Source organism: Psychrobacter proteolyticus, from assembly GCF_003350005.1.
GTDB lineage: Bacteria > Pseudomonadota > Gammaproteobacteria > Pseudomonadales > Moraxellaceae > Psychrobacter > Psychrobacter proteolyticus.
Map to the genome: position 1 here is coordinate 405,131 of NZ_QLKS01000003.1, position 24,627 is coordinate 429,757.

General features: G+C 42.0%; 18 protein-coding genes. 3 read left to right on the forward strand and 15 right to left on the reverse strand.

Annotated features, from left to right (window positions below; genetic code table 11):
- Positions 1-157: 157 nt before the first annotated feature.
- From lpdA to sdhC, 7 genes are all read right to left on the reverse strand, one after another.
- Entirely contained in the window at positions 158-1,612 is a 1,455-nt protein-coding gene (gene lpdA / locus DXK30_RS08870; protein WP_114701392.1) for a dihydrolipoyl dehydrogenase, read from the reverse strand.
- Positions 1,613-1,873: 261 nt separating this feature from the next.
- Complete coding sequence (gene odhB, locus DXK30_RS08875) at positions 1,874-3,121, reverse strand: 2-oxoglutarate dehydrogenase complex dihydrolipoyllysine-residue succinyltransferase (RefSeq protein ID WP_101204629.1); 1,248 nt, start codon at positions 3,119-3,121, stop codon at positions 1,874-1,876.
- Positions 3,122-3,259: 138 nt separating this feature from the next.
- A complete protein-coding gene (locus DXK30_RS08880) occupies positions 3,260-6,136 on the reverse strand; it encodes a 2-oxoglutarate dehydrogenase E1 component (RefSeq protein ID WP_114701393.1) in 2,877 nt (958 codons plus the stop codon).
- A gap of 915 nt (positions 6,137-7,051) precedes the next feature.
- Complete coding sequence (locus tag DXK30_RS08885; RefSeq protein WP_114701545.1) at positions 7,052-7,762, reverse strand: succinate dehydrogenase iron-sulfur subunit; 711 nt, start codon at positions 7,760-7,762, stop codon at positions 7,052-7,054.
- A gap of 223 nt (positions 7,763-7,985) precedes the next feature.
- Complete coding sequence (sdhA, locus tag DXK30_RS08890) at positions 7,986-9,836, reverse strand: succinate dehydrogenase flavoprotein subunit (RefSeq protein WP_114701394.1); 1,851 nt, start codon at positions 9,834-9,836, stop codon at positions 7,986-7,988.
- A gap of 331 nt (positions 9,837-10,167) precedes the next feature.
- Positions 10,168-10,572 (reverse strand): succinate dehydrogenase, hydrophobic membrane anchor protein, encoded by a 405-nt coding sequence (gene sdhD, locus DXK30_RS08895; protein WP_114701546.1) that lies wholly within the window; start codon positions 10,570-10,572, stop codon positions 10,168-10,170.
- Between the two features lie 2 nt (positions 10,573-10,574).
- The gene (sdhC, locus tag DXK30_RS08900; RefSeq protein WP_114701395.1) at positions 10,575-10,961 is read right to left on the reverse strand and encodes a succinate dehydrogenase, cytochrome b556 subunit; all 387 of its coding nucleotides are present in this window, start codon (positions 10,959-10,961) and stop codon (positions 10,575-10,577) included.
- A 1,018-nt stretch (positions 10,962-11,979) separates the two neighbouring features.
- Between sdhC and gltA the strand changes: the two genes are divergently transcribed.
- On the forward strand, positions 11,980-13,260 hold the full coding sequence (gene gltA, locus DXK30_RS08905) for a citrate synthase (RefSeq protein WP_102078275.1): 1,281 nt from the start codon (positions 11,980-11,982) through the stop codon (positions 13,258-13,260).
- 128 nt (positions 13,261-13,388) lie between these two features.
- Here the strand turns inward: gltA and DXK30_RS08910 are convergent, their stop codons facing one another.
- Together DXK30_RS08910 and DXK30_RS08915 are read right to left on the reverse strand one after the other, a co-directional pair.
- Positions 13,389-14,315, reverse strand: coding sequence for a hypothetical protein (locus DXK30_RS08910; protein WP_227670780.1), 927 nt, complete (start codon positions 14,313-14,315; stop codon positions 13,389-13,391).
- Positions 14,316-14,533: 218 nt separating this feature from the next.
- Positions 14,534-15,067, reverse strand: coding sequence for a type IV secretion protein Rhs (locus DXK30_RS08915; RefSeq protein WP_114701396.1), 534 nt, complete (start codon positions 15,065-15,067; stop codon positions 14,534-14,536).
- 444 nt (positions 15,068-15,511) lie between these two features.
- On the opposite strand from DXK30_RS08915, the gene DXK30_RS08920 reads away from it, so the two are divergent.
- Together DXK30_RS08920 and ribBA are read left to right on the forward strand one after the other, a co-directional pair.
- Positions 15,512-16,801, forward strand: a complete 1,290-nt coding sequence (locus tag DXK30_RS08920; RefSeq protein WP_114701397.1) for a replication-associated recombination protein A — start codon at positions 15,512-15,514, stop codon at positions 16,799-16,801.
- 345 nt (positions 16,802-17,146) lie between these two features.
- On the forward strand, positions 17,147-18,259 hold the full coding sequence (gene ribBA, locus DXK30_RS08925; protein WP_114701398.1) for a bifunctional 3,4-dihydroxy-2-butanone-4-phosphate synthase/GTP cyclohydrolase II: 1,113 nt from the start codon (positions 17,147-17,149) through the stop codon (positions 18,257-18,259).
- 142 nt (positions 18,260-18,401) lie between these two features.
- On the opposite strand, the gene DXK30_RS08930 is transcribed toward ribBA, so the two are convergent.
- From DXK30_RS08930 to DXK30_RS08955, 6 genes are all read right to left on the reverse strand, one after another.
- On the reverse strand, positions 18,402-18,893 hold the full coding sequence (locus tag DXK30_RS08930) for an acyl-CoA thioesterase (RefSeq protein ID WP_114701399.1): 492 nt from the start codon (positions 18,891-18,893) through the stop codon (positions 18,402-18,404).
- Between the two features lie 52 nt (positions 18,894-18,945).
- Positions 18,946-19,980 carry a hypothetical protein gene (locus DXK30_RS08935; protein WP_114701400.1) on the reverse strand — a complete coding sequence of 345 codons (1,035 nt, stop codon included), beginning with the start codon at positions 19,978-19,980 and terminating at the stop codon, positions 18,946-18,948.
- A 60-nt stretch (positions 19,981-20,040) separates the two neighbouring features.
- Entirely contained in the window at positions 20,041-20,970 is a 930-nt protein-coding gene (locus tag DXK30_RS08940) for a uroporphyrinogen-III synthase (protein WP_227670779.1), read from the reverse strand.
- Positions 20,971-21,152: 182 nt separating this feature from the next.
- Positions 21,153-22,187 (reverse strand): hydroxymethylbilane synthase, encoded by a 1,035-nt coding sequence (gene hemC, locus DXK30_RS08945; RefSeq protein ID WP_114701401.1) that lies wholly within the window; start codon positions 22,185-22,187, stop codon positions 21,153-21,155.
- Between the two features lie 228 nt (positions 22,188-22,415).
- Positions 22,416-23,153: a LytR/AlgR family response regulator transcription factor gene (locus DXK30_RS08950; RefSeq protein ID WP_114701402.1), complete on the reverse strand. Its 738-nt coding sequence runs from the start codon at positions 23,151-23,153 to the stop codon at positions 22,416-22,418.
- Positions 23,154-23,482: 329 nt separating this feature from the next.
- Complete coding sequence (locus tag DXK30_RS08955) at positions 23,483-24,508, reverse strand: histidine kinase (protein WP_227670778.1); 1,026 nt, start codon at positions 24,506-24,508, stop codon at positions 23,483-23,485.
- Between the last annotated feature and the right edge of the window lie 119 nt (positions 24,509-24,627).

The following is a 24,627-nucleotide window of genomic DNA, read 5'->3' on the forward strand; positions in this document are numbered from 1 at the left end:
GATTGTATCCTTTATTTTTTACAATTAATAAAAAGTGAAATCAAGTGCGCACATGTACATATTAATCATACGTCTGACGCACTCATGATTGTGGCATCACCAAAATAGCGATACCCCAATCAGGTTGTAAATCGATAATAACTAAACGAGCAACTACTTATTTCTTACGTTTTTTGCGCTGGATGGCGTGAATTGCGCGACCATCTGCAGATAGAGCAGCTTCATGCACTGCTTCTGAAATAGTTGGATGAGCAAATGTCATCAACTGCAAGTCTTCGATACTAGAAACAAATTCCATCGCGATCATACCTTGATGGACGATATCACCAGCACCAGCAGAGATAGCATGCATACCTAATAGACGATCTGTTTTCGCATCAGCAACTACTTTCACAGAACCTTGCGCTTCACTTTGCGCTAATGCACGACCGTTAGCAGCCAAGTTGAAAGAACCTGTTTTAACTTCATAGCCAGCTTCTTCAGCTTCTTGCTCAGTCAAACCTACCCATGCGATTTCTGGGTGAGTATAAATGACATTGATGATAGTGTCATAGTTAACTTGAGGTTTTTCGCCATGAATACGCTCAACGGCCATCATGCCTTCTTCCATTGCTTTGTGCGCAAGCATAGGACCACGGACCAAATCACCGATAGCATAAACGCCATCAAGATTGGTTTTGCACTGGTCATTAACATCGATAAGGCCACGTTCAGTCAACGTGATACCGCTGTCATCGCCAAGCAGTTTTTCAGAATAAGCGCGACGACCAACACAAACGATTAGCTTGTCAAAGCTCTCTTCAGAAGATTCACCTTTGCTTTCGCTAGTGACGACAACTTGGTCACCTTGTACTTCAGCATTGGTTACTTTGGTATCGACACGGATATCAAGACCTTGCTTCTTCAGCATTTTGCCAGCTTCTTTTGAGATGTCTTTGTCAGCAGCAGCTAAGAAACTAGGAAGTGCTTCATATACTACTACTTCTGCACCTAGACGACGCCATACTGAACCAAGCTCAAGACCGATAACACCAGCACCAATAACGCCTAGACGCTTAGGGACTGAGGTAAAATCAAGTGCGCCCGTTGAATCAACAATACGGTCACCGTCAGTTTTGGCAACAGGAATCTCGATAGGCACAGAACCGGCCGCAAGAATAACATTCTTAGCAGTGATCGTCGTTTCGCTTTCGTCTTCTAGAGCAGTAAATTTGACTTTTTTATCAGCGCCTTTACCGTCAACTAAAGTACCCCAGCCTTGTAGCCAGTCAACACCATTGCCTTTTAGCAACGCTGCAACACCACCAGTCAACTGCTTAACAATACCTTCTTTACGCTCTATCATTTTCTCGATATTGATAGCAACGTCACCAGTACTAATACCGTGCTCGTCAAGGTCATGCTTAGTAGCTTCGTAACGATGTGAGCTGTCAAGTAGGGCTTTTGATGGGATACAACCAACGTTTAAGCAAGTACCGCCAAGTGCTGGCTCGCCTTTGTAAACGCGCTTTTCGATACAAGCAACACTCATACCGAGCTGGCCTGCACGAATAGCTGCTTCGTAACCACCAGGACCGCCGCCGATGACGACTAAATCATAATTGTCTTTCATAGTACGTTCCTATTTTTAATTGTATGTGTCATTTAAACTGGTTATTTTCTCGCTGATAGATCAGCGTTATCTACACTGAATAGTTAATACACTATGTCAGTGAGATAGGCTCACTCATCGATAATCGATAGCAAGTCACCATTATTAAATTCATTTAAATACAGTTATCAGCGCATGAAGAGATCGCTGAGTAATAAAAATCATTATCTATACCAAAGTTAAAAAGCTTGTATCAGCGGTTGCCAATACAAGCTTAAAAGCTTACAGGTCTAGTAGTAGCATTGCAGGGTCTTCGACCAACTCTTTGATAGTTACCAAGAACTGTACTGCTTCTTTACCATCGATCATACGATGGTCATAAGATAGCGCTAGGTACATCATTGGTAAGATTTCAACTTTGCCATCGACAGCCATTGGGCGGTCATTGATAGCGTGCATACCTAGGATAGCAGTTTGTGGTGGGTTCAAGATAGGTGTTGACATCAATGAACCAAATACACCACCGTTAGAGATAGTGAAAGTACCGCCAGTCATGTCTTCTAGACCAAGCTTACCTTGCTGTGCTTTACCGCCAAACTCACGGATTGTGCTTTCAACGTCAGCCATGCTCATGCGATCAGTATCACGTAATACTGGAACAACCAAGCCACGATCTGAAGATACGGCTACACCGATATCATAAAAACCATGATAAACAATGTCATCACCATCTAGTGAAGCGTTTACTGCTGGGAAGCGTTTTAGCGCTTCTGTCGCTGCTTTTACGAATAACGACATAAAGCCTAAACGTACACCATGACGTTTTTCGAACTTCTCTTTATATTTAGCGCGCATGTCCATCAATGGCTTCATGTTCACTTCGTTAAACGTCGTCAACATGGCTGTATCTTGTGATGCTGATAATAGACGCTCAGCAACACGCTTACGAAGACGAGTCATTGGAACACGTTTTTCAGTACGCTCACCCATTGATTCAGCAACAGGACGGCCGCTATCAGACTTGATACTGCTGTCTGATTTCAATGTTGGATTAGCCATATCAGTTTTGGTTACACGACCACCGCGGCCACTACCTTCAACTTCTTTAGGATCTACGCCTGACTCTTTTGCTGCTTTACGAACTGCTGGGCTTTGATCTTTATGATCAGCTTCGCCTTTCTTATCTGTTGCTTGAACAGGCTCGCCGCCATCGGCAGCTTGTTTTGCTTGAACTGGCGCAGCTGGTTGGTCTGGATCTACTGCTGGCGCTTCTTCTGCGCTAGCACCAGCACTTGCACCTGCTTCAAACTGAGCGATAAGCTCATCAGACAATACAGTATCGTCAACTTGCTTTACGATTTTGGTCAATACACCATCATCAGGTGCTACAACTTCTAATACAACTTTATCAGTTTCAATTTCAGCCAATAGGTCATCACGATTAACTTGTTGACCTTCAGTGACGTGCCACTCAACGATTGTGCCATCGGCAACCGATTCTGGAAAAACGGGGGCTTTGATGTCAGCCATCGATATACTCCTTAGATTTGGATATTCATACTTATTATTAAGTCGTGATAGGCAATCAGTAATCTTCTAATAACTTTGCTTATATTTTATTAAAAAACACTGACTGTCATCGCCTGATTCATTTATTTTTAAAGCTTATTACTTAGATAACTCATCGACACTGATGCCAAGACCACCAGCAATCAACGCTTGCTGCTGCTGAGCGTGTAATTTTGGTGAACCTGTCGCAGGTGCTGCACTAGCAGGACGTGCCACGGGCTCCATGACTCTTGCCTTAGTTGGATGCGGTACGACGATACGGAACATATGCGGTGCCAAATAGTACCAAGCGCCTTGGTTCAATGGCTCTTCTTGCGTCCATACGATTTCAGTTAGGTTGCTGTATTTTTCGATTTCAGCGATTAAGCGAGTCTCTGGCAATGGATACAATTGTTCAATACGAACGATAGCCACATGATCAAGACCTAATGCGCGGCGCTGCTCTAACAAATCATAATAAACCTTACCACCACACAGAACCATACGAGTCACTTTATCTGCGTTGTGATCGTCCATCTCTGGCAATACTGTCTCAAACTTACCGTTAGCAAGCTCTTCTAGATTAGAAGTCGCTAGCTTATGACGTAATAAGCTCTTTGGTGACATAACGATCAATGGCTTACGAATAGGACGTACTGCCTGACGACGCAATGCATGATAAATTTGTGCAGGAGTCGTTGGCGTAATGACCTGCATATTGTCTTCAGCACATAGCTGTAAGAAACGCTCTAAACGTGCAGATGAATGTTCAGGACCTTGACCTTCGAAACCATGTGGTAACAGCATGGTCAAACCACAAACACGCTGCCATTTGGTCTCGCCACTTGAGATAAACTGGTCAATCACAACCTGAGCACCGTTAACGAAATCACCAAACTGTGCTTCCCAAACGATCAATGCGTTCGGTACAGTGGTCGCATAACCATATTCAAAGGCTAGTACCGCTTCTTCTGACAACAATGAATTATAAGTAGCAAAGCGCGCTTGATTTTCGCTCAAATGAGATAATGGTACATACATGCTGCCATCATTGACATTGTATATTTCACTGTGGCGATGTGAGAAAGTACCACGGCCAACATCTTCACCAGTAATACGGACTAATACGCCGTCGTTATCAACTAATGATGCATAAGCTAATGTCTCGGCTGCACCCCAGTTAAGAGGTTCTTCGCCAGTTTGCATCGCTAGACGCTGCTCAACGACTTTTTGAACCTGACGTTGTAGCTTATAGCCTTCTGGCATTTCGGCCATACGGCGTCCATAACCTTTGAGCTTTTCGATATCAACACTAGTATCCCAGTCATCAACCAAGTCATGACCTAGATAAGGTTTCCAATCTACAAACAGCTGCTCGTTAGGCTCTTGAACCAGTGAGCTAACAACATAATCACCGCGGTCTAACGACTCACGATAATCATCTTCGTACTGTTTCTCTTCTTCGGCATTCAAGATACCTTCTGCGATAAGTTTTTGCGCATAAAGAGTACGAGTAGTCGGAAGCTTCTTAATAACAGCATACATCAATGGCTGAGTTGCAGATGGCTCATCTGCCTCATTATGACCATTACGGCGATAGCAGAACAAATCAATGATGATGTCTTTGTCAAACTTATGACGATAATCTAATGCTAACTGAGCGGCAAATACGACTGCTTCAGGATCATCACCGTTTACATGTAGGATAGGAGCATGAACCATCTTAGCAACGTCAGTACAATATTCAGTTGAACGAACATCTTCTTGACGGCTAGTAGTAAAGCCAACTTGGTTATTGATCACGACATGCACAGTACCGCCAGTGGTGTAAGCACGGGTTTGTGACATTTGGAAGGTTTCTTGAACCACACCTTGACCAGCGAAAGCGGCATCACCATGGATAACGATAGGCAGTACTGAATTGCCACCAGTGTTATCTAATGACGGCTGATCATTACGACGCACTTGACGGGCACGTACTGAGCCTTGTAATACTGGTGCAACGATTTCCAGATGCGATGGGTTAAATGCTAAGGCTAAATGCGCTTCGCCACCTGGCGTCATCACATTAGATGAAAAACCGTTGTGGTATTTAACGTCGCCTGAGCCTTTTTCTGGCTGCACTTTACCATCAAACTCATCAAACAAGTCTGCAGGGTTTTTACCTAAGATATTAACCAGTAGGTTTAGGCGGCCACGGTGAGCCATACCAATAACCATTTCTTTTGTGCCATAACCACCAGCACGTTGAATGATTTCATTGATCGCAGGAATGAAGCTCTCACCGCCTTCCAAACCAAAACGCTTAACACCCGTGTATTTACGAGCAAGGTATTTTTCTAGACCTTCAGCAGCGGTTAAGCGCTCAAGAATAGATAAACGTTTTTCTTTGTCGAATTTGATATAGCCTAGATTAGTCTCTAGGTATTCTTCCATCCAGCGTTTTTCTGTACTGGTGGTAACGTGCATATACTCGACACCGATATGGCCACAGTAAACACGTTCCATGATTTCGATGATTTCGCGCAGTGTCGCTTCATCTTTACCAATAACTAAATCATTGGTCGGGAACACGGTATCGAGATCAGCTTCTGACAAATTATGATAAGCAAGCGTCAAATCTTCTACTTCTGCACGTGGATGCAAATCTAAAGGATCAAGCTTGGCACGGCGATGACCGCGACGACGGTATGCTGAGATTAGTTGCTGTACGCCCATCTGCTTAGGATCACAGTTGACAGAGCTGCTAGAGTCGGTATCAGTACTGCTACTCTTATTTGCCGTTTGATTACGAGCAAGTAGTAAGAACTGATCTTTGATAGCGTTGTGCTGAGCATCGTTCTGCGACTTATACTGTTCAAAGTACGTTTGCCAGTCAGTATCAACACTATCAGGGTCTGTTAGGTATTGCTCGTAGAGAGCTTCTATATAGTTGGCGTTATCGGCAGCCAGTTCAGTATGTACTTGGCCAGATTTTTCTTTGGTTATACTATTCATAATAATCGTCTATTTGATAGATAAATGAATGGAATCGTGCTTATTATTGTGTCAGTCGTTGTATGCTCAGGTAGTTAGACAATGTGTCATATCCTGCTAAATACTATTCGATAAAACACTTTTATCCCTAAGTATTGCCATCACCATAGAATATTGCTGTCATTGTCTACAAGAGCAAGTGATGCTAAATAGTGGTAACAAGTCTTATTGCAATACCCGTCTAAAAATAAAACTATTTGTGAACGCTCAGTTTTCTTATCTAGCTCGTTTCACAACATTAATTTATATATACTTCTTTAAGTCATAACCAATCCATTAATGATAAGCTATTAATAGATAATTATATTTTCAGCTAACCTATAAACTGGTTATTGATGCTGAATTACCCTAAATTTGCTGATAAATTCTGCCTTTTCAGACAGACATACATTGCTGTATAGATTATCATGCCCATTTTTTGCGACATAGTTTGTTTGTTCAATACTAGGTATTTATGTAATGAATATCTAACATCAATTATAAACGCATAATCATTGTGCGCATAGTATTTTAGCCTGATAATGTCATAATGTGCTCAAACGACACATATTAATCGCTAAAAAAGACGCTTCAATCATTTCATTCAATACATAATACAATTATACCAAAATTCGACTATGTCTATATTTGATTATATAGGGTGATTGTCTATATATTATTTCTTCTTACATACGCCCAACGTATTGACCATACAGTTTTACTCTCAAATCATTTGTCATTCATCTTTCAGTTTGTCAGATTCATCGCTTTCTTGACCTGACAATTGAGCTATCAAAAGTAGTAAATCTATATATCAGCTTTTTAACTAACAAAAACACCACCTAATAAATAGGTGGTGTTTTTCGGATAACAATTATAAAAAGCAATTACTTATGCTTAACCAGCTTGATCAATCAACATACTACGTAGGTGACCGATAGCTTTGGTTGGATTCAAACCTTTTGGACAAACTGATACACAGTTCATGATACCGCGGCAACGGAACAAGCTAAACGGATCGTCTAAGCGAGCTAAACGTGCTTGAGTATCACCGTCACGGCTATCAGCAACGAAGCGATAAGCATGCAATAATGCTGATGGACCTAGGAACTTATCAGGGTTCCACCAGAAAGATGGGCAGCTGGTTGAACAGCAAGCACATAGGATACATTCGTATAAACCATTCAGTTTTTCACGCTGTTCAGGCGACTGTAAACGCTCAGTTGGCGGTGCTGGCTGATCATTGATTAAGTATGGATGTACTTTCTCATACTGCTCATAGAACTGGTTCATATCAACAACCAAGTCACGAACCACTGGCAAACCAGGTAGCGGACGAACCGTTACTTTTTCTGGTAGCGTGTTCATGTTGATTAGACATGCCAAACCGTTCTTGCCATTGATGTTCATGCCGTCAGAGCCACAAATACCTTCACGGCAAGAGCGACGGAAAGTAAGCGTTTCGTCTTCTTTCTTTAGGCGTAATAATACGTCAAGCAACATACGATCTGAATCAAGTAGCTCAATCGTATAAGTTTGCATGCGTGGCGCTGCGTCCAGGTCAGGATCGTAGCGATAGATTTCGATGGTGCGAGTACCTCGGCTCATAATGCTAAACTCCACACGTAGGTGATGGCGGGCATACAAAGATTGCAACATATTTGCGTTAGCTATTAATCAGTATTGATAACCAATATCGGATACCAATTAATAGCGTAGTAACGCTGGCATGAGCATGTAGCTGGCGGTCACCTTTTTAATAAATTAATAAGGGATAAAACGTTAACACTGCTGTTATCTATCAACTATATATAAAGTATGCAGTCTAGAATTAGTAGACGCGGACTTTTGGTTCGATATAATCAACAGTTAATGGCACTTTACGTACTGGCTTATAAATGATGCGATTGCCTTCAGAGTACCATAAAGTATGCTTCATCCAATCGTGGTCATTACGGCCGTTAGGTGCGTAATCATCATCTTCTGGACGATCATAGTCAGATACACTGTGTGCGCCGCGACTTTCATGACGCTTCGCTGCAGATATCATTGTCGCTTTTGCTACTTCATACAAGTTAGCAACTTCGAATGCTTCAATACGTGCTGTGTTGAACACTTGTGATTTATCGCCAAGATGAATCTTGTCGATTTTTTCACCTAGCGCTAAAATCTTCTCAACGCCTTCGTCCATCATCGCTTGCGTACGGAATACACTAGCGTGTTTTTGCATCGTAGCACGAATCTCATCAGCCACGTCTTGCGCGTTATAGCCTTCAGTAGACTGTTGCAACTTGTCTAAACGCTTCACTGTAAAGTCAAGTACACGTGGATCAAGCGGCTTGTAGTTATGATCTGCATGATGGAACTCATCAACAATATGCTTACCAGCTGCACGGCCAAATACTAATAGATCTAGTAGAGAGTTCGTACCTAGACGGTTAGCACCATGTACACTGACACAAGCACACTCACCGATTGCATAAAGACCTTTAACCACATTACCTTTAGCATATAGGCCGTCTTCATCAGTACCCGCTTCTAGATCCGGGACAATCACTTGACCATGAATAGTGGTTGGAATACCGCCCATCATGTAGTGAATGGTTGGGATTACTGGAATTGGCTCTTTAGTGATGTCAACGTTGGCGAAGTTTTTACCGATCTCAAATACTGATGGTAGACGCTTCATGATGGTTTCAACACCTAGATGCGTCATATCCATGACGATATGATCAGCATTAGGACCACAACCACGGCCTTCTTTGATTTCTTGGTCCATTGAGCGCGATACGAGATCACGTGGTGCCAAGTCTTTTACGGTTGGAGCATAACGCTCCATGAACGCTTCACCATCTTTGTTACGCAAGATAGCGCCTTCACCGCGGCAACCTTCAGTCAATAGTACACCTGCACCATGAACACCAGTTGGATGGAACTGCCAGAACTCCATATCTTGTAATGGAATACCAGCACGTACCGCCATGCCAATACCGTCGCCAGTATTGATATAAGCATTGGTAGAAGCTGCGAAGATACGGCCAGCCCCACCTGTCGCTAGGACAGTAATTGGTGACTGGAATACTGCAACCGTACCTGTCTCTTGCTCAAGCGCGACAACACCGTTGATATTACCAGCTTCGTCTTTGATCAAATCAAGGGCGATCCACTCGATAAAGAACTCAGTACCTTGCTCTAGGTTTTTCTGATATAGCGTATGTAATAGTGCATGACCTGTACGGTCAGCAGCGGCACAAGCACGTTGTACTGCTTTTTCGCCATAGTTAGACGTGTGACCACCGAACGGACGCTGATAGATCGTACCATCTTCGTTACGGTCAAACGGCATGCCCATGTGCTCAAGCTCATAGACTACTTTTGGCGCTTCACGGCACATATATTCGATAGCGTCTTGATCACCCAACCAATCTGATCCCTTAACGGTATCATAGAAGTGAAAATGCCAGTTGTCATTGCTCATGTTACCCAAACTTGCACCGATACCACCCTGAGCGGCAACCGTGTGCGAACGCGTTGGGAATACTTTGGTGAGGACTGCAACCTTCATGCCTGCTTCCGCTAGATGCAATGAAGCACGCATACCTGAGCCGCCACCACCAACGATAACTGCATCGTAGTTTAGGGTCTTGATATTACTAATGGTATTGTCTTGTCTAGTTGCCATTACGGTTTTCCTAATGCCTGTTAATGCGTAAAAGTAAATTAAAGACTGTTTAAGACATCTCTATTACAGCTATAAAGGCTTACTATTTGGCCATTTCATATGCTTATAGAATAAAGAATCTCAATAATCCTTAACCACTTAATTTGCATATCTATCGTTATACTGAACTAGGCCTACTCAACTATAATCAGATTAGCTGATCAGTAATGCTAGTCCAATGCTATGACTGTTTTTGGCTATCAACGGATGACTTTAAAATGCTTTACCAACGAGTGTAGCAGTTGGAGGCATCCGTCGTTATATATAGATATCAGAGCTTTTTATGAGATGGTTAAACGGCAGCGATACCGAAACCGTTGCCCCAAAAAATCATGATGCCCCAAAATAGAAATACTAAAATAGCGATAATCATCAAAGTCTGTAATACCAAACGTAGTCTTGGCGCACTTTCACCCATCTTGCCAGATGTAATATAGTCAGTGAAAACTGTCCACATCCCAACCCAAGCATGACCAGCTAGGGCAAGTACTGCAACCAAACTGAATAGACGCATCGGTAGGCTGGTCATAAAAGATGACCATTCAACGAAAGTGACATTGCCATGGGTCAAAAAGAAGCCTAGTAACACCACGCTATATACAGCTAAAACGACAGCACTAATACGCTGGACAATCCAATCACGTGAGCCTGAACCTGTCAGACCAGTAGCACTTTTGATTCCTGAATCATTTTTTATCATTAGAACATCACCCATACAAATGACGCGACAATTAAAATCGCTGCAATCACAAAACTGACTATAGAGGCAGTGCGGCCAGATTTTAGCTCTTCGTTCATGCCCATATCAGCAAATAAATGTTTGATACCCATCACAAAATGATATGCAATGGCGGCAACAAATATCCATGCCAAAAAGCGCACAAGTACGTTGTCAAATACGGTCGCAAAACTCTCAGGCGATGCCAATGAGTTCTGTAGTAGCCATAACATGACAGGAATCAATAAAAATAAAATAATGCCAGAGATACGATGCAAGATAGAGGCGATCGCGATCGGTGAGCGATTAACGCTAATCACTTGGCTTAAAGGCAGATCAATAGGTCGGTTGCTTTTCACAGCGGGCATCCTTTTGCGGTTATACTCCTGTATCTGCTATCAACGCCTGACATAAATAGTGTCAATTGAGCATTGAGCAACACACGAGACGAATAAAGTAAGGAAGAGCTAGCTGACTTCGTTTAGTTTGCGCTAAATATGAAGAAAGGATCATTTATATAAAGGTATTGATAGACTGTTCAATGTCGCTTGTCGAATCGACAGGCCTACTAAACAACCTATCTATTATACAACAAAGAGCATAAACATGAGTAACATCGACTAACCAGTCTATTTTAGAGGTCGTATGAAGAGCAAGACAACGTTACTATGTCTTATATATCAGAGCAGACCTTATATCAAGCACTCAACATCCTGTGCCAAACAAATAAAAAAGATTGGTTAAGAAGAAAATTCAAACCATAGAATGCGGTTTGGTCTATCGTAACACCAGACAATCGTACAGAAGCATGAATATAAGACGCTCTGAGCGACACTATAACATGGTCATTTATTAATTCGCGCAAAGCTAGTGCCAGTTAATTCCTACAATTATAAAATGCCTGAGCAATAATTACAAATTTATCCATTCAGTAAGAATATATACATATTTAATCAATAAATAAATGAATAAGGATAATACTGGTTTTTGACAGTAATTATTATGACAAACTTTAATCCGCTTACTAGGCATAGTCTGCCAGTTTTTGGTGTCATTGTTTATGAGTTTTGTCTCTAAAATATATTTAAAAACCTAAAATATGGCTCTGATAATGCTGCTGTAAACTTGCTCAAAAAGAGATGAATTTTAAGCAAAATAACCTGACAGACATATTTTGATACAAAAATTACAGCGAATAACCACCGCCACACCGCGCCAATTGGACACATGGTCCATAAAAGTTTTTTCAAATCATCAAGAATTGCTGCTAATATACCCTGCGTACTAAATGAGTTGAATGCACTTTTACCGTTCAACCGACAATGACGCGAGGGTATGCGTCTGTAGTAATTTATTCTAACAAGTCAAACCAATGGAGAGCAATTTATGGCTGATACTAATGCCAAACTAACCGTGAATGGTGAAGAATACGAACTTCCTATTATTAAAGGTACTTTAGGGCGCCCAGTTATCGATATTGCTGCTTTACAAGAATCAGGATTTTGGTCTTATGACCCTGGTTTTAAAGTAACTGCTCCTGTTGAATCAAAGATTACTTATATTGATGGTGGCAAAGGCGAGTTATTACACCGCGGCTACCCTATCGACGAGCTAGCGAACAACGCTGAATACCTAGAAGTTGCTTATGCACTTCTACATGGTGACCTACCTACTGCTGAGCAAAAAGCAGACTTTTTCGAAAAAATCCGCGAGCATACTGCTGTTCATGATCAATTGCGTAAATTCTTTGAAGGCTTCCGCCGCGACGCGCATCCAATGGCTATTATGGTTGGTGTTGTTGGTGCCTTATCAGCGTTCTATCATGAAGACCTAGACGTGAGCAATGAAGAACATCGCGAAATCACAGCTATTCGTCTGATTGCTAAGATGCCTACGCTTGCTGCGATGAGTTATAAATACTCACAAGGCGAACCGTTCATGTATCCGCGTAATGACTTTAACTACGCAGAAAACTTCCTGTACATGATGTTTGCAACACCTGCTGACGTAGACTACGAGAAAAACGACGTTATCACTCGCGCAATGGACAAAATCTTTACCTTGCACGCTGACCATGAGCAAAATGCTTCTACGTCAACGGTACGTTTAGCTGGTTCTACTGGTGCAAACCCTTATGCGTGTATCGCTGCTGGTATCGCAGCCCTTTGGGGACCATCACATGGCGGCGCGAACGAAGCTGTTCTTGAGATGCTAGACGAAATCGGTACTGTTGAGAACGTGCCTGAATTCATGGAAAAAGTGAAGAGCCGTGAAGTGAAGCTAATGGGCTTTGGTCACCGTGTTTACAAAAACTTCGATCCACGCGCTCAAGTAATGAAAGAGACTTGTGATGAAGTACTAGAAGCACTAGGTATCAACGATCCTAAGCTTGAATTGGCGATGGCACTAGAGAAAATTGCGTTAGAAGATCCGTTCTTCATCGAGCGTAACCTATATCCAAACGTTGATTTCTATTCTGGTATCATCTTGAAAGCTATTGGTATCCCAACGTCAATGTTTACTGTAATCTTTGCATTGGCTCGTACTTCAGGTTGGATCAGCCATTGGTTAGAGATGCACAGCGCTCCGTTCAAAATCGGTCGTCCACGTCAGTTATACACTGGTGAAACGCGCCGTGATTTTGTAAAAGTTGAAGATCGCAAGTAAGCAAAAATAATCGTTACCCAATAGAAAATCCCGCCATCGTGCGGGATTTTTTATTGTCTTAACTCTCTTTATTCAATACTGACTACTTTATAAAAAGTGACTAACTAAGTTCATAAAGGTATAGTCAGTTACTGAAACTCTTTTAACGTTTGCTCATATTTGGCAATCTGTTCATCGTATCCTTCGATAGTTTCGTTGAACTTAGCCATCAAAGCTTCAAACTCTTGTTGCTGCTTCTGTTTCATTTGCTGCATATCAACCACTTGTTGAGCTTCTATTTGTTCCCATACCTGATGCTGAATAATTAAACGGGCAAGAGCCGGACTTTTTGCACTTACTCTACCAGCAATCTCTGCATGCTCAAATAACTGCGGAACCAACGTCGCCATATTGATTAATGTATCAGAATCCTCTGCGCTCAGCGTTGTTGTCACCGGTTGATATAAAGCGTCCATAGTTTGCTGATATCGCTCTATGATTTGATCCTCGGTCAACATAACAGGTTTACGCGGCTCAAGACTGATGCGTTTTAAAACTGTTAAATCACGCTCACCGACTTCAGTGCTCGTATTGACATCAACCTCTGCCTCAATATCTGTCGTATCAACTTCTGAACTACCCGATGGCACCACTTCTTCAGAACTGGTAGCAGTAGTATTTACAATAGGAGCGGTATCATCGGTCGCTCCTTCGTTATCACTACCTGTATTTTGACTGTCATCAGTAGTATTCGGTAATAAAAGCTCCTCACTGTCTGACGCATCTGCCGCTTGCAATGACTCATATTCTGCTTGCAATCGTCTCTGTAAACTCTGTGCTTGTGCGACATATATCGGCTGAAATTGTTTTATGCGCGCAGCAGCTGAGTCACTTTTTGGCATAGGCTGACTGTCTTCTACGCTTGTTTTTTCACTGGTTTGACTGTCATCAGGTACAGGCAATGTGTCAGACTGCTGACAGCCTGTCAAAAACAATACTCCTGACAGTGCGGCTACAAGCAAAGTCGTTTGGTAGCGGGTATCAACATTAGGCTTTACTGACAAAAATTTAAACATGAGAGTGCATATCCTTTGGTAAAGCAAAATTATTAAAGGGTAAATTACAATTGCGGTTCATTATTCTTTGATTTTTAGCAACACAATTAATTGTTAAATCGTCCAATATAGTTATCCAGTATTTATTCAACTGACCCGTATATCAATTACTATATAGCTCAATCGTTCTATAATTCGGTTATGCTTATCACAGTCAAGCTTACTGTTATTTTTAAAAACTAGATGACTGATAGATCATCAGTATTTTCTGCCTTAACAATAGGCTGCACCATCAAAAATGGAATACAAGCTTCCCACTCTTGGCAGTTCTGACCACGCTGACGACGTACAAAATAGTCTTGAACCATGCGTGCTTGCTGCTCAATACCATATTTAAAAAATGATTTACCTGTTTCTAACACGTAGTCGTATTTTCGGTTAATGATCGCCCCGCGTACCACTTTTAAGCCTTGCTGTAACTGCCATACGTGCGTTAGCTCATGTATAAGCCAGCTCTGTTTGCTCAGTGGAGCTTCGCTAAAATCCGTGATCCAATCGACTGAATTAAAGTAAATATTGCCATTGGGGCTAACGGCATAATGTTTTAGTACCCACCACGCTGTCTTTAACTGCACTTCATCAAGTTTGATGCTGTCACCAAATACTGAATACGCCAACGCTATCTCGCCAGCTGTCAGATAACGTGACTGCTGCTTGCCTGTATCACTACGCAAGTAGCGATTGAATAAGCGTTTGAGAGTCGGTTCAGACATCGTTAATGCAATACCTTATATTTGATAAGCCATTTTTAATAGTTAATAGTTAATAGTCGCAATTAGCTAACTTTTCCCATCAATACGGTAGAACTGTTAATAGTAGAGCCGTTAATATAGGTAAATGATGAAAACTAAAGTGCTCGGGACACAAGCTATACGCTTAGTTAGCTTTCATTAACATATTTTTGCGTTAACCTAGCGCGTATGACTTATAACAAGTACTATCCTTATAAACTAGCTTACTTCTACTGCTGATGTCTAATAATCATTACTATTATAAAATTGCTGCGAAAATCATGCCAAACGTATATGAGTGCCAAAACCCAATAAGAATGATGAAGTTAGACTAGTATGCTGTTATTTGGATTTGACTATAAAGACCTTTCCGTTACTACCATTGCAGCTAGTAAATAGTTTTTTCATTTTTCGATAGAGAGTCGTATGCCACCTAACTTCCATGCCGATACCCCACTTGCTCAGCGTATGCGCCCTACTTCTCTTACCGATATTATTGGTCAAGAGCATTTGCTGGCAGCTGGTGCACCGCTACGACGTTTAGTAGAACAAGGGCATCTGCCATCTATTATCCTGCACGGTGAAGCAGGTATTGGCAAAACGACCATTGCGATGTTGTTAGCCGATGCCGTTAATCGACCTTTTCATGCGCTTTCCGCGTTAAATACTGGTGTCAAACAGTTACGTGAAGTCTTAGATAATAAAGATTCACTGGCATTTGAATCACCTGTGGTCTTCATTGATGAGATTCATCGCTTTAATAAAGCACAGCAAGATGCACTTTTGGGCGCGGTAGAGTCTGGTGACATTACTTTGATTGGTGCCACTACGGAGAACCCCTCATTTAGTGTCAATAACGCTCTACTATCACGTTGCCAAGTTTATCGTTTAGAGCCGTTAACACCTGAGCAGATAAGTGCCGTGCTACAACGAGCCCTTTCAGAAGATAATATACTCAATAAATTAACCGTCGATTTACAAGCAAAAGATACCATTAGTCAATTGGCCCACGGTGATGCTCGAAAAGCGCTAAATTTATTAGAGTTAGCCATTCAGACCGCTGATGCCAAGCAGTCGCCAGTGATTATCGATGATGAATTGGTCAGCCGAGTGGCACAGACTGCTTTGGTAAGATATGACAAAGATGGTGAGCAGCATTACGATATTATCTCAGCGATGATAAAGTCAGTCCGTGGCTCAGATCCGGATGCGGCATTGTATTGGATGGCACGTATGCTCGTCGGCGGTGAGCCTGCTGATTTTATTGCGCGGCGCTTGGTGATTTTGGCCAGTGAAGATATTGGTAATGCCAATCCTAATGCCTTACTCCTAGCTGATGCAGCATTGCGTAGTGTGCAATCTATTGGTATGCCAGAAGCGCGTATTATTTTAGGGCAAGTTGTGGTGTATCTAGCGACCAGTGCCAAAAGCAACAGCACTTATAAAGCGATCAATGCTGCGATGGCGTTGGCTGAAAAAGATGCCTCACCTGTACCGCTACACTTGCGCAATGGCGTGACCAAACTGATGCGTAGTCAAGGCTACGGTCAAGATTATGCTTATCCGCACGATTATCCTAACCATTACTATCCTCAAAGCTACTTACCAGATAATTTGGTTGGTACCAGTTTTTACGAGTTTGCAGATAATCAGCGTGAGCAGCATAGTAAACAATTTATGGATTGGTTAGAAAGCCAAGCAGCGAGTAATGACTAACTACGATATAGATCAATAAAAATATAACGCACAGATTTATGAGTCAGTTTTAATGTTCATTGATAATATTTATGACTATTTTTGACATACTGAACGATATAGTGGGAAGATGGCACAGCACGTGACGCTGAAAAGCGTTAAAATAACCTCATAATGATATATACAAGCAATTAAGCGAGTCACTTTTATATCAAATTATATTGTTTATAGCGCGATTTACTTGACCGTAGTAGCGCTTTGCTTGACCGTAACAGCGCTTTATATTATCTACTGCTAGAATAAGCAGATAGAGCCTTATATTCTAAATGACACCTATTTATAAATAATAAAATATTGAGATTTACTATGAGTTTAAATGCAATCCCTGAGATTATCGAAGACATTCGTGCTGGAAAAATGGTCATCTTGATGGATGATGAAGACCGCGAAAATGAAGGTGATATCATCATGGCAGCGACGCATGTCCGCCCTGAAGATATTAACTTTATGATTACTCACGCACGCGGCTTGGTTTGTTTGACCTTATCACAAGCACGTTGCCAGCAATTGGCACTGCCACTTATGTCAGATCGTAACGAGGCTAAATTTAGCACCAACTTTACTGTCTCGATTGAAGCGGCTGAAGGCGTCACCACAGGTATTTCTGCTGGTGATCGTGCACGTACTATTCAAGCGGCGGTATCTTCGTCAGCAAAGCCTGAAGACATCGTTCAGCCTGGCCATATTTTTCCAATTATGGCACAAAACGGTGGTGTTCTTCACCGTGCAGGCCATACAGAAGCGGGTTGTGATTTAGCACGTTTAGCGGGTCTAGAGCCAGCAGCGGTAATTGTAGAGATTATCAATGCAGATGGTACGATGGCGCGCCGTGACGACCTTGAAATATTTGCAAAAGAGCATAACATCAAGATAGGCACCATTGCTGACCTTATCAATTATCGTATCGCTAATGAGCAAACGGTAGAAGAAATTGAGTCACATCCGTTTGAAACTGAACATGGTACTTTTACGCTACATCGTTTCCGTGAGTTTGGCGCTGAAGAAACACATTTAGCCTTGGTAAAAGGTGATGTCAGCGAAGGCGTCAGCACTGTACGTGTACACGGTTTCCACCCATTACGCGATTTGTTTGCAGCTAAAAACGATATGACTGGCCGTAGTGGCTGGAGCGTACAGTCAGCACTAGAAGAAATCAGTGCTTCAGATCGTGGTGTGCTGGTATGGATTGGTAGTAATCAGCCAGTTGATTTGGGAGATGCGCTGGACAAAGCCGCAGACAACGAGTCGCAATCAACCATCACGCAGCAACCTTATCGTAGTATCGGCGTTGGTGCACAGATATTACGTCACTTAGGTGTCCGTGATATGCGCTTATTATCATCGCCAATGAAGTTTTTTGCATTGTCAGGTTTTGATCTAAACGTAGTTGATTTTGTTCATGCACCGCAGCAAGACTAACGACTGTTTAAGAAAATAGTTGCAGAATGAGTGATAAAAAAGGCACGCTAACATTATGTTAGCGTGCCTTTTTTTGTTTTTAGATTTTAATTAAAGATAGCTTCTTCGATGAAATGAATCATCGACTCATATAGAAACCGACCTAAAGCTCAGGCGTATGACCAAACTTGGCTTCCAGTGCTAGCAGTTGTTGACGCTCTGCCGCCGTCCATGGCAATTTACCTTTTCCATCACTATCCAGACGTACTACCACAGCCTCTGCCGTAGCAACGATTGTTTCTTGTGCGGTACTATAGTAACTATATTCCATCGCCATACTTGTATTGCCTAAACGCTTACAACGAACTCCTAATAATAACGTATCAGGATAAGTAACTGGGCGTAAATACTGGCAGCTAGACTGGGCTAAAACAGTGACCATACTGCCATCAAACATACCTAGCGCATGCAAATAACTAATGCGTGCTGACTCAGCGTAACGATAGTAAACCACATTATTCAGGTGATTGAAGGCATCCATCTCTCCCCACTGTATCGGCTGATGATGAATAACAGGATAATGAGCTAGTAATTCAGGGCGGTGTTCGTTTGCTGTATCAGATATAGATGTTGAGCTTTCATTAAAATGGGTCATTGCTTACCTTACGTTTTATATTTTCTGTATTAACTATTGTGACTAGCTTTCGTTAGCGTTGAGGCTTGTCTAAGATTTCTGTCGTCAGTAATGGCGCTGGTTTTGGTGCATGAGCAATCAACTGATTTAGCCATACAATTACTTCTGGTATGTCACTCGGTGCTTTCATTGTCTCAAGATTACTTTGACCATCGATTGGTTTTTTATCGGCTTGTACAATGCCAATCGCGCCAGCTTGTACTGACTTTTTATTGTCGCTAGTTGAGGCCTTAGGCACCAACGTTTTTAACTGTCTGCGTGCTTGCGTCAAATAGCTGACCAGTTGATCTTGCTTACGCATATTGCTGGCTTGGCTTGCTAAATTCAGTGTCATGATGACTTCATGGATAGTAAGCTGACGACGCGTTAAATTTGTGTCATTAGTCGCTGAGGTATCAGTGGCATTGGTTGCTTTAGGCTGCTGTTTATTTTCAATAGCTGCATCTACCAGCTCTCGACGCTGTAGATCCGTACCTTGATAACTGCCAAGACGCTCATGACTATGCAAAAACTCCTGAATATTTTGAATCGCCAGATTTTGTATTTGCCATGGGCTTGGCTGTGAGCTTTGTGCCTGCAGACGCTCAATATCTTTGAGCAAACTTTGCTTAATAACGATGGTTAGCGCAGGCGCAATCTCATTACTGCTTTGCGATAATTGCCAATGTAAACCCCGCAATAGCTCAATCGCTGCACTGTCATTACTATCCGCCAACAGTCTATCAGCCGCTTTAATTTGGATACGCAATAGGTCCAACTGATTCTGAGCTTGGCTACTGGCCTTAACTCTAGGTTCTGGCAACGTCTGCTGACTCATGGCAAATAGACGGTCGTCCATTTCGTTTAGTCGACTGATTACTTGCTCATTACTCTGCAAACGGTCGTTGACACTATGCTGAAAGCGCTGCTGACTAATATATAGCCACAATAATGCAGCGATCAGCAATAAGATAACCAGCCATTGCATCCGTAGCAGCAAAATATTTGCTTGCCGGCGCTGCTGAACAGTAGAAGGATCCTTAGATAAGGACTCAGAATTCATTGACATAAGGCAGTACCGTTATTGGTATAGATAAACATGTTTAAAGCAAATGAGAAGTTTAAGGTATTATATTTTAAAATTAATGGCTGAGAGAATCGTATCTGGCGACAAATCCTCTACTCGCCAGTAGCTCAAATGCTGTGCGGCAACCATATTGGCAAGACGCTCACCCAACACAACGTAAGAAAAGTCTTTTAGCGTAAGCGAAGGCCGCTCTGCTATATCAGCCACTGCATCCGTATTTTGCTCTTTTTTTAACATCTTCGGTTGCTCGTCATTGACGATACTTGACCAATGCTCAAAAGCCGCCGCACTGCTGATCACGACAATTGGCTTTGACTGCTTTGGTAGGGCAATATCTGACGCAGTACTATGCGTAAGAAATGCTTGTTGCCACTGCTGATACTCAGCCATTGCATCGATAGGCATTGTACGCTCATACCAAGCAATACTATCAATATGTACACCGCGCGCCTGCAATGTATCAACCAATAATCGTCGACCACCAAGCCCTCGCCATATTAGTAACTTATCGCCTGCTTGTAAGCTATCGATTTCAGGCATTGCTAGCATGCCTTCGTTATTGGCAGTCTCAGGCTGAAGTATTTGATAGTTTGTTGTATCTATACGCACCTGACTGAACTCTGCCGCCGTTGCTTCACCAACCGCAATCAGAGGACTAGGTAGGGATAAGCCTTCTGGCAATCTCTGCGCATACTTGTCATTACTATCTTTCGCTTTGTATTTATGCTTTTCATGTTCAAGTGATTGCCAAGCGACTAGCCCTGAAGCTGCCGCAGTTGGACTGACAATAACAAGCGCTTTGTACTCCCCCGTCAACCACTGATGCATTAATGCAATATCTAGATCAGTTGTTGGACGTGGTCGTAGCGTCAACATCGGCATCTCAATCACTGTCAATCCTGCCGCTTGTAAATGCTGAGTCAACGTTGCTGCTCGCTCTACTGGGCGAGTATTGATGACAATTTGCGGCATTACTTTTAACTTCTCATTAGAACAATTCCTATGAGAAGTTGTGTATGTAGACTGAGTTGGCATTGATGACATCGATATACCATGACAAAAAATGAGTGAAAAAGGCTTAAGTATACAAAAATGGCTGATGCTTAGATCAGCCTATCTTGCGATTAATCAAGCCTATAGCGACTGTACTTTTACTACTCAGGCTGATAGATCGCTGACAAAATAGCTCCTGCGCCATCGGCAAGTAGCATTTCTGCGACATCGATACCCAGTTGGTTGGCTTGGGCTTCTTGCTCGGCTTGTGTCCCAACCAACGTAGCTCGTTTGTCTGCCTTCAACAATTCGCTACCATCAGCCTGACCCACTCGACCGCGTAGCCACAGCACATTCCCGCTGTCATTATTGCCATTATCACCATTGTTATCATTATTAACACTGGTTTCTTCAGCTGTCTGCAGAACTGCATAAGCGGCGATCGGTACTTGGCAACCGCCCTCTAAATGACGGTTCAGAGCACGCTCAGCGATCAGTCGAATACGGGCTTTATCATCATTGAGTGGTGCAAGTAATTTGAGGACTTCTTCATCGCCTTCACGGCATTCAATTGCTAAAGCACCTTGTCCAACTGCAGGCAAGCAGGCTGCAATGTCAAGCTCACCGCGTATTCTCTCGTCCAACTCAATACGTTGCAAGCCGCTCGTTGCCAGAATAATGGCATCGTATTCACCCGCATCTAGCTTGCCCAAACGAGTGCCGACATTGCCGCGCAATGTTTTGATCTGCAGGTCAGGACGATAGGCTTTGATCTGGCATTGACGACGTAAACTCGATGTCCCAACGACTGCACCTTGTGGTAGCTCATCAATACTCTTATAGGTATTGGATACAAAGGCATCTGTTGGTGAGGCGCGTTTACAGTAGACCCCTAATGTTAAGCCTTCAGGAAGTTGCATGGGTACATCTTTTAATGAGTGCACCGCAATATCCGCTTGTTTGTCATACAGTGCTTGTTCAAGCTCTTTTACAAACAACCCTTTTCCACCGATTTTAGCCAAAGGTGTGTCCAAAATCTTGTCACCCTTAGTGACAATTTTTAGTAAATTAATCGTCAGATCAGGATACAACACCAGTAAACGGTCACGAATATGCTCGGCCTGCCATAAGGCTAAAGGACTTTGACGTGTAGCGATATTTAGAGTAGTCAAAACAGGTTGCTGCGGTTTGCTCATAAAGGGCCTCAATAAGTTCGATATTAATACTATGGTGGCTATATTCCCAATGTCAGTACTATTCATATTTATACTGATTAACGTCGATATTACTCGATAGGGCAAATTTGCCAAAGCATAGGCGACTCAAATGGTTAATAGTAGATGCTGACGCAAAAAAATACCCCTATTTAAGCATAAATAAGGGTTTGATGATATGGAATGATTGGTCGCTATCAGGACAGCCTATTACATGCTTTGGATTTTATCACGTAAGGCAGGTAAATGACGTCGACTTACCGCTAACGCCTCATCAATACCTTTAAAACGTATCTGATATTGGCCTGCATCTAAAGTTTCCAAGAAGTCTAAATAACTAAGGTTGATAATGGCATTACGATGTACTCGGAAAAGGCGATCATCAAACTCTTGTTCTAACTCTTTTAGCGTTTCATCAATCAATACAAGACCATCTTTATGGCGTACTTTGACGTATTTTTGATCTGCCGCAAAATAATAGATATCTGTTAGCTTAATTAATTCAACACCGCGATGAGTACGAGCAGCGATATGTTCGCGTATTGGCCGTGCTGTCGGATCTTCGAGTTTTCGAATTTCATTCAGTTGAGCGGCATTTAAGTTCTTTGCTTTGTTCAACGCTTCTAATAGCTCGCCTTTATTGGCCGGCTTCAACAAATAACCGATTGCATTGGCTTTTAATGCTGCAATCGCATAATGATCGTATGCCGTCACAAAAATAATTGCTGGTGGGTGCTCAAGTTTAGCAAGTTCTTGAGCACAGCGCACTCCATCCATTTCAGGCATACGTATATCTAATAGTATAATATCTGGCTGCTGAGTTTTTACGGCGACAATGGCTTCTGCACCTGTTGTAGCCTGAGCAACGACTTCGTGACCTGACTCCTGTACAATTCTTACCAAACGCTCACGCGCTAGGGGCTCATCATCACAAACTACGATACGCATGCAAACTCCTCTCCAAGGACATACTCAATATTTTTTTAAAAGTGTTACGGCTATATTAGCACTCATTATCAATCACTTAGAATCTAAAATCTCAATTATTTAGTGAAATTTCGATAAAAACCACTAAGTTTGATAGTGGATAATATACTACTGCTATGGGTAAGTTTTATATGGTGTAAATGTGTTCCACGGTAGTTATGATATTACTCATTCGTAACCATTCTTTATTCAACATAAAGAGAAACATCTCTAAATAGAGTAATGCAATAAGTATGCCACATACTATTGATAACAATTTGAAATTTCAAACTAAAAGAGGAAGATTAAAGTTATAATCCAACGTCCTGAAGGGGATAATCAATAACGGTGACAATATGAGTGCTGTCCACTTTACTTTGTATATCGGCGCTTTGGCCGAAGTGAGCACGTAAACGATCAGCCTGAATATAAAAATCCATATGCTGACGTAAATCGTGATTGATGTTCAAGGTTTTCTTAGGGAGTTCAACACCAATCGTCACTTTAACCCGGTGCTGTTGCCAAGTGACTTTGATGTTGATATAAACAGTTTCTGTCGTCATTTCTACCACATTAAGCAGTATCTTTTCTAACACGCTTTGTAGCGTTAGCGCTGTGATAACCATATCGTACATGATATTTTCATCAGGTAACTGCCAGTTTACATCAAGCTTATCGGCTAAACGGCTGGACTCAATGGCTAAATAGTGTTCACAAAGATTGATCTCTTCTTCAAAGCTAATCTCATGTGTACCACTAAAGCTGGCACGGAATAGTGCAGATACATGTTGTAATAAGACAGCCGCCTTTGGTGGGTTAGACTCAATCAATGACACTAAGGTATTGATCGTATTGAAGAAAAAGTGCGGTGCAGTACGAGCTTTTATTAAGTCGTTTTGCGCTGTCAACTTATATTCAAATGACAATTTTAGCGCATTTAACTCACGGTAGCTCCGTAAAAAATATAATAAAAATACAGTAGTGAACCCTGCTGTAAGTAATGCATTGAGCATTATATTGAGTACAAAGGTTCGACCATCATATTCTAGCCAGCCAAAATTTATCATAAATAGTGTCACTAATGCCATAGAGACAATAGCCGTAAACATGAGTAATAGTATGATACGTATACTCACACTAAATATGCTGGCATTTTTAAAAGCGGGACGCAGGTGGTCAACTAAATATAGGGCTGGAATAGCAGTCAATGCATTTTGTATCACTCGTGAAAAAAACTTGATAATAAAGTCAGACCAACTTGATAAACCATGACGCTCAATCACTGTCAGAAACAAGGACCAAAAAAAGATATATGTCAGCCACTGCCAAGGCCTCATGATTTCCATGAGTTTAGGAATAAAAAACTCTAAGCGTGTAGCTAGTAAGGCAACCTCATCATTTGCTATACTCGAGTTCTTATTCTGCTGACTTGTCTTGTACCGATATGAACGCCAAT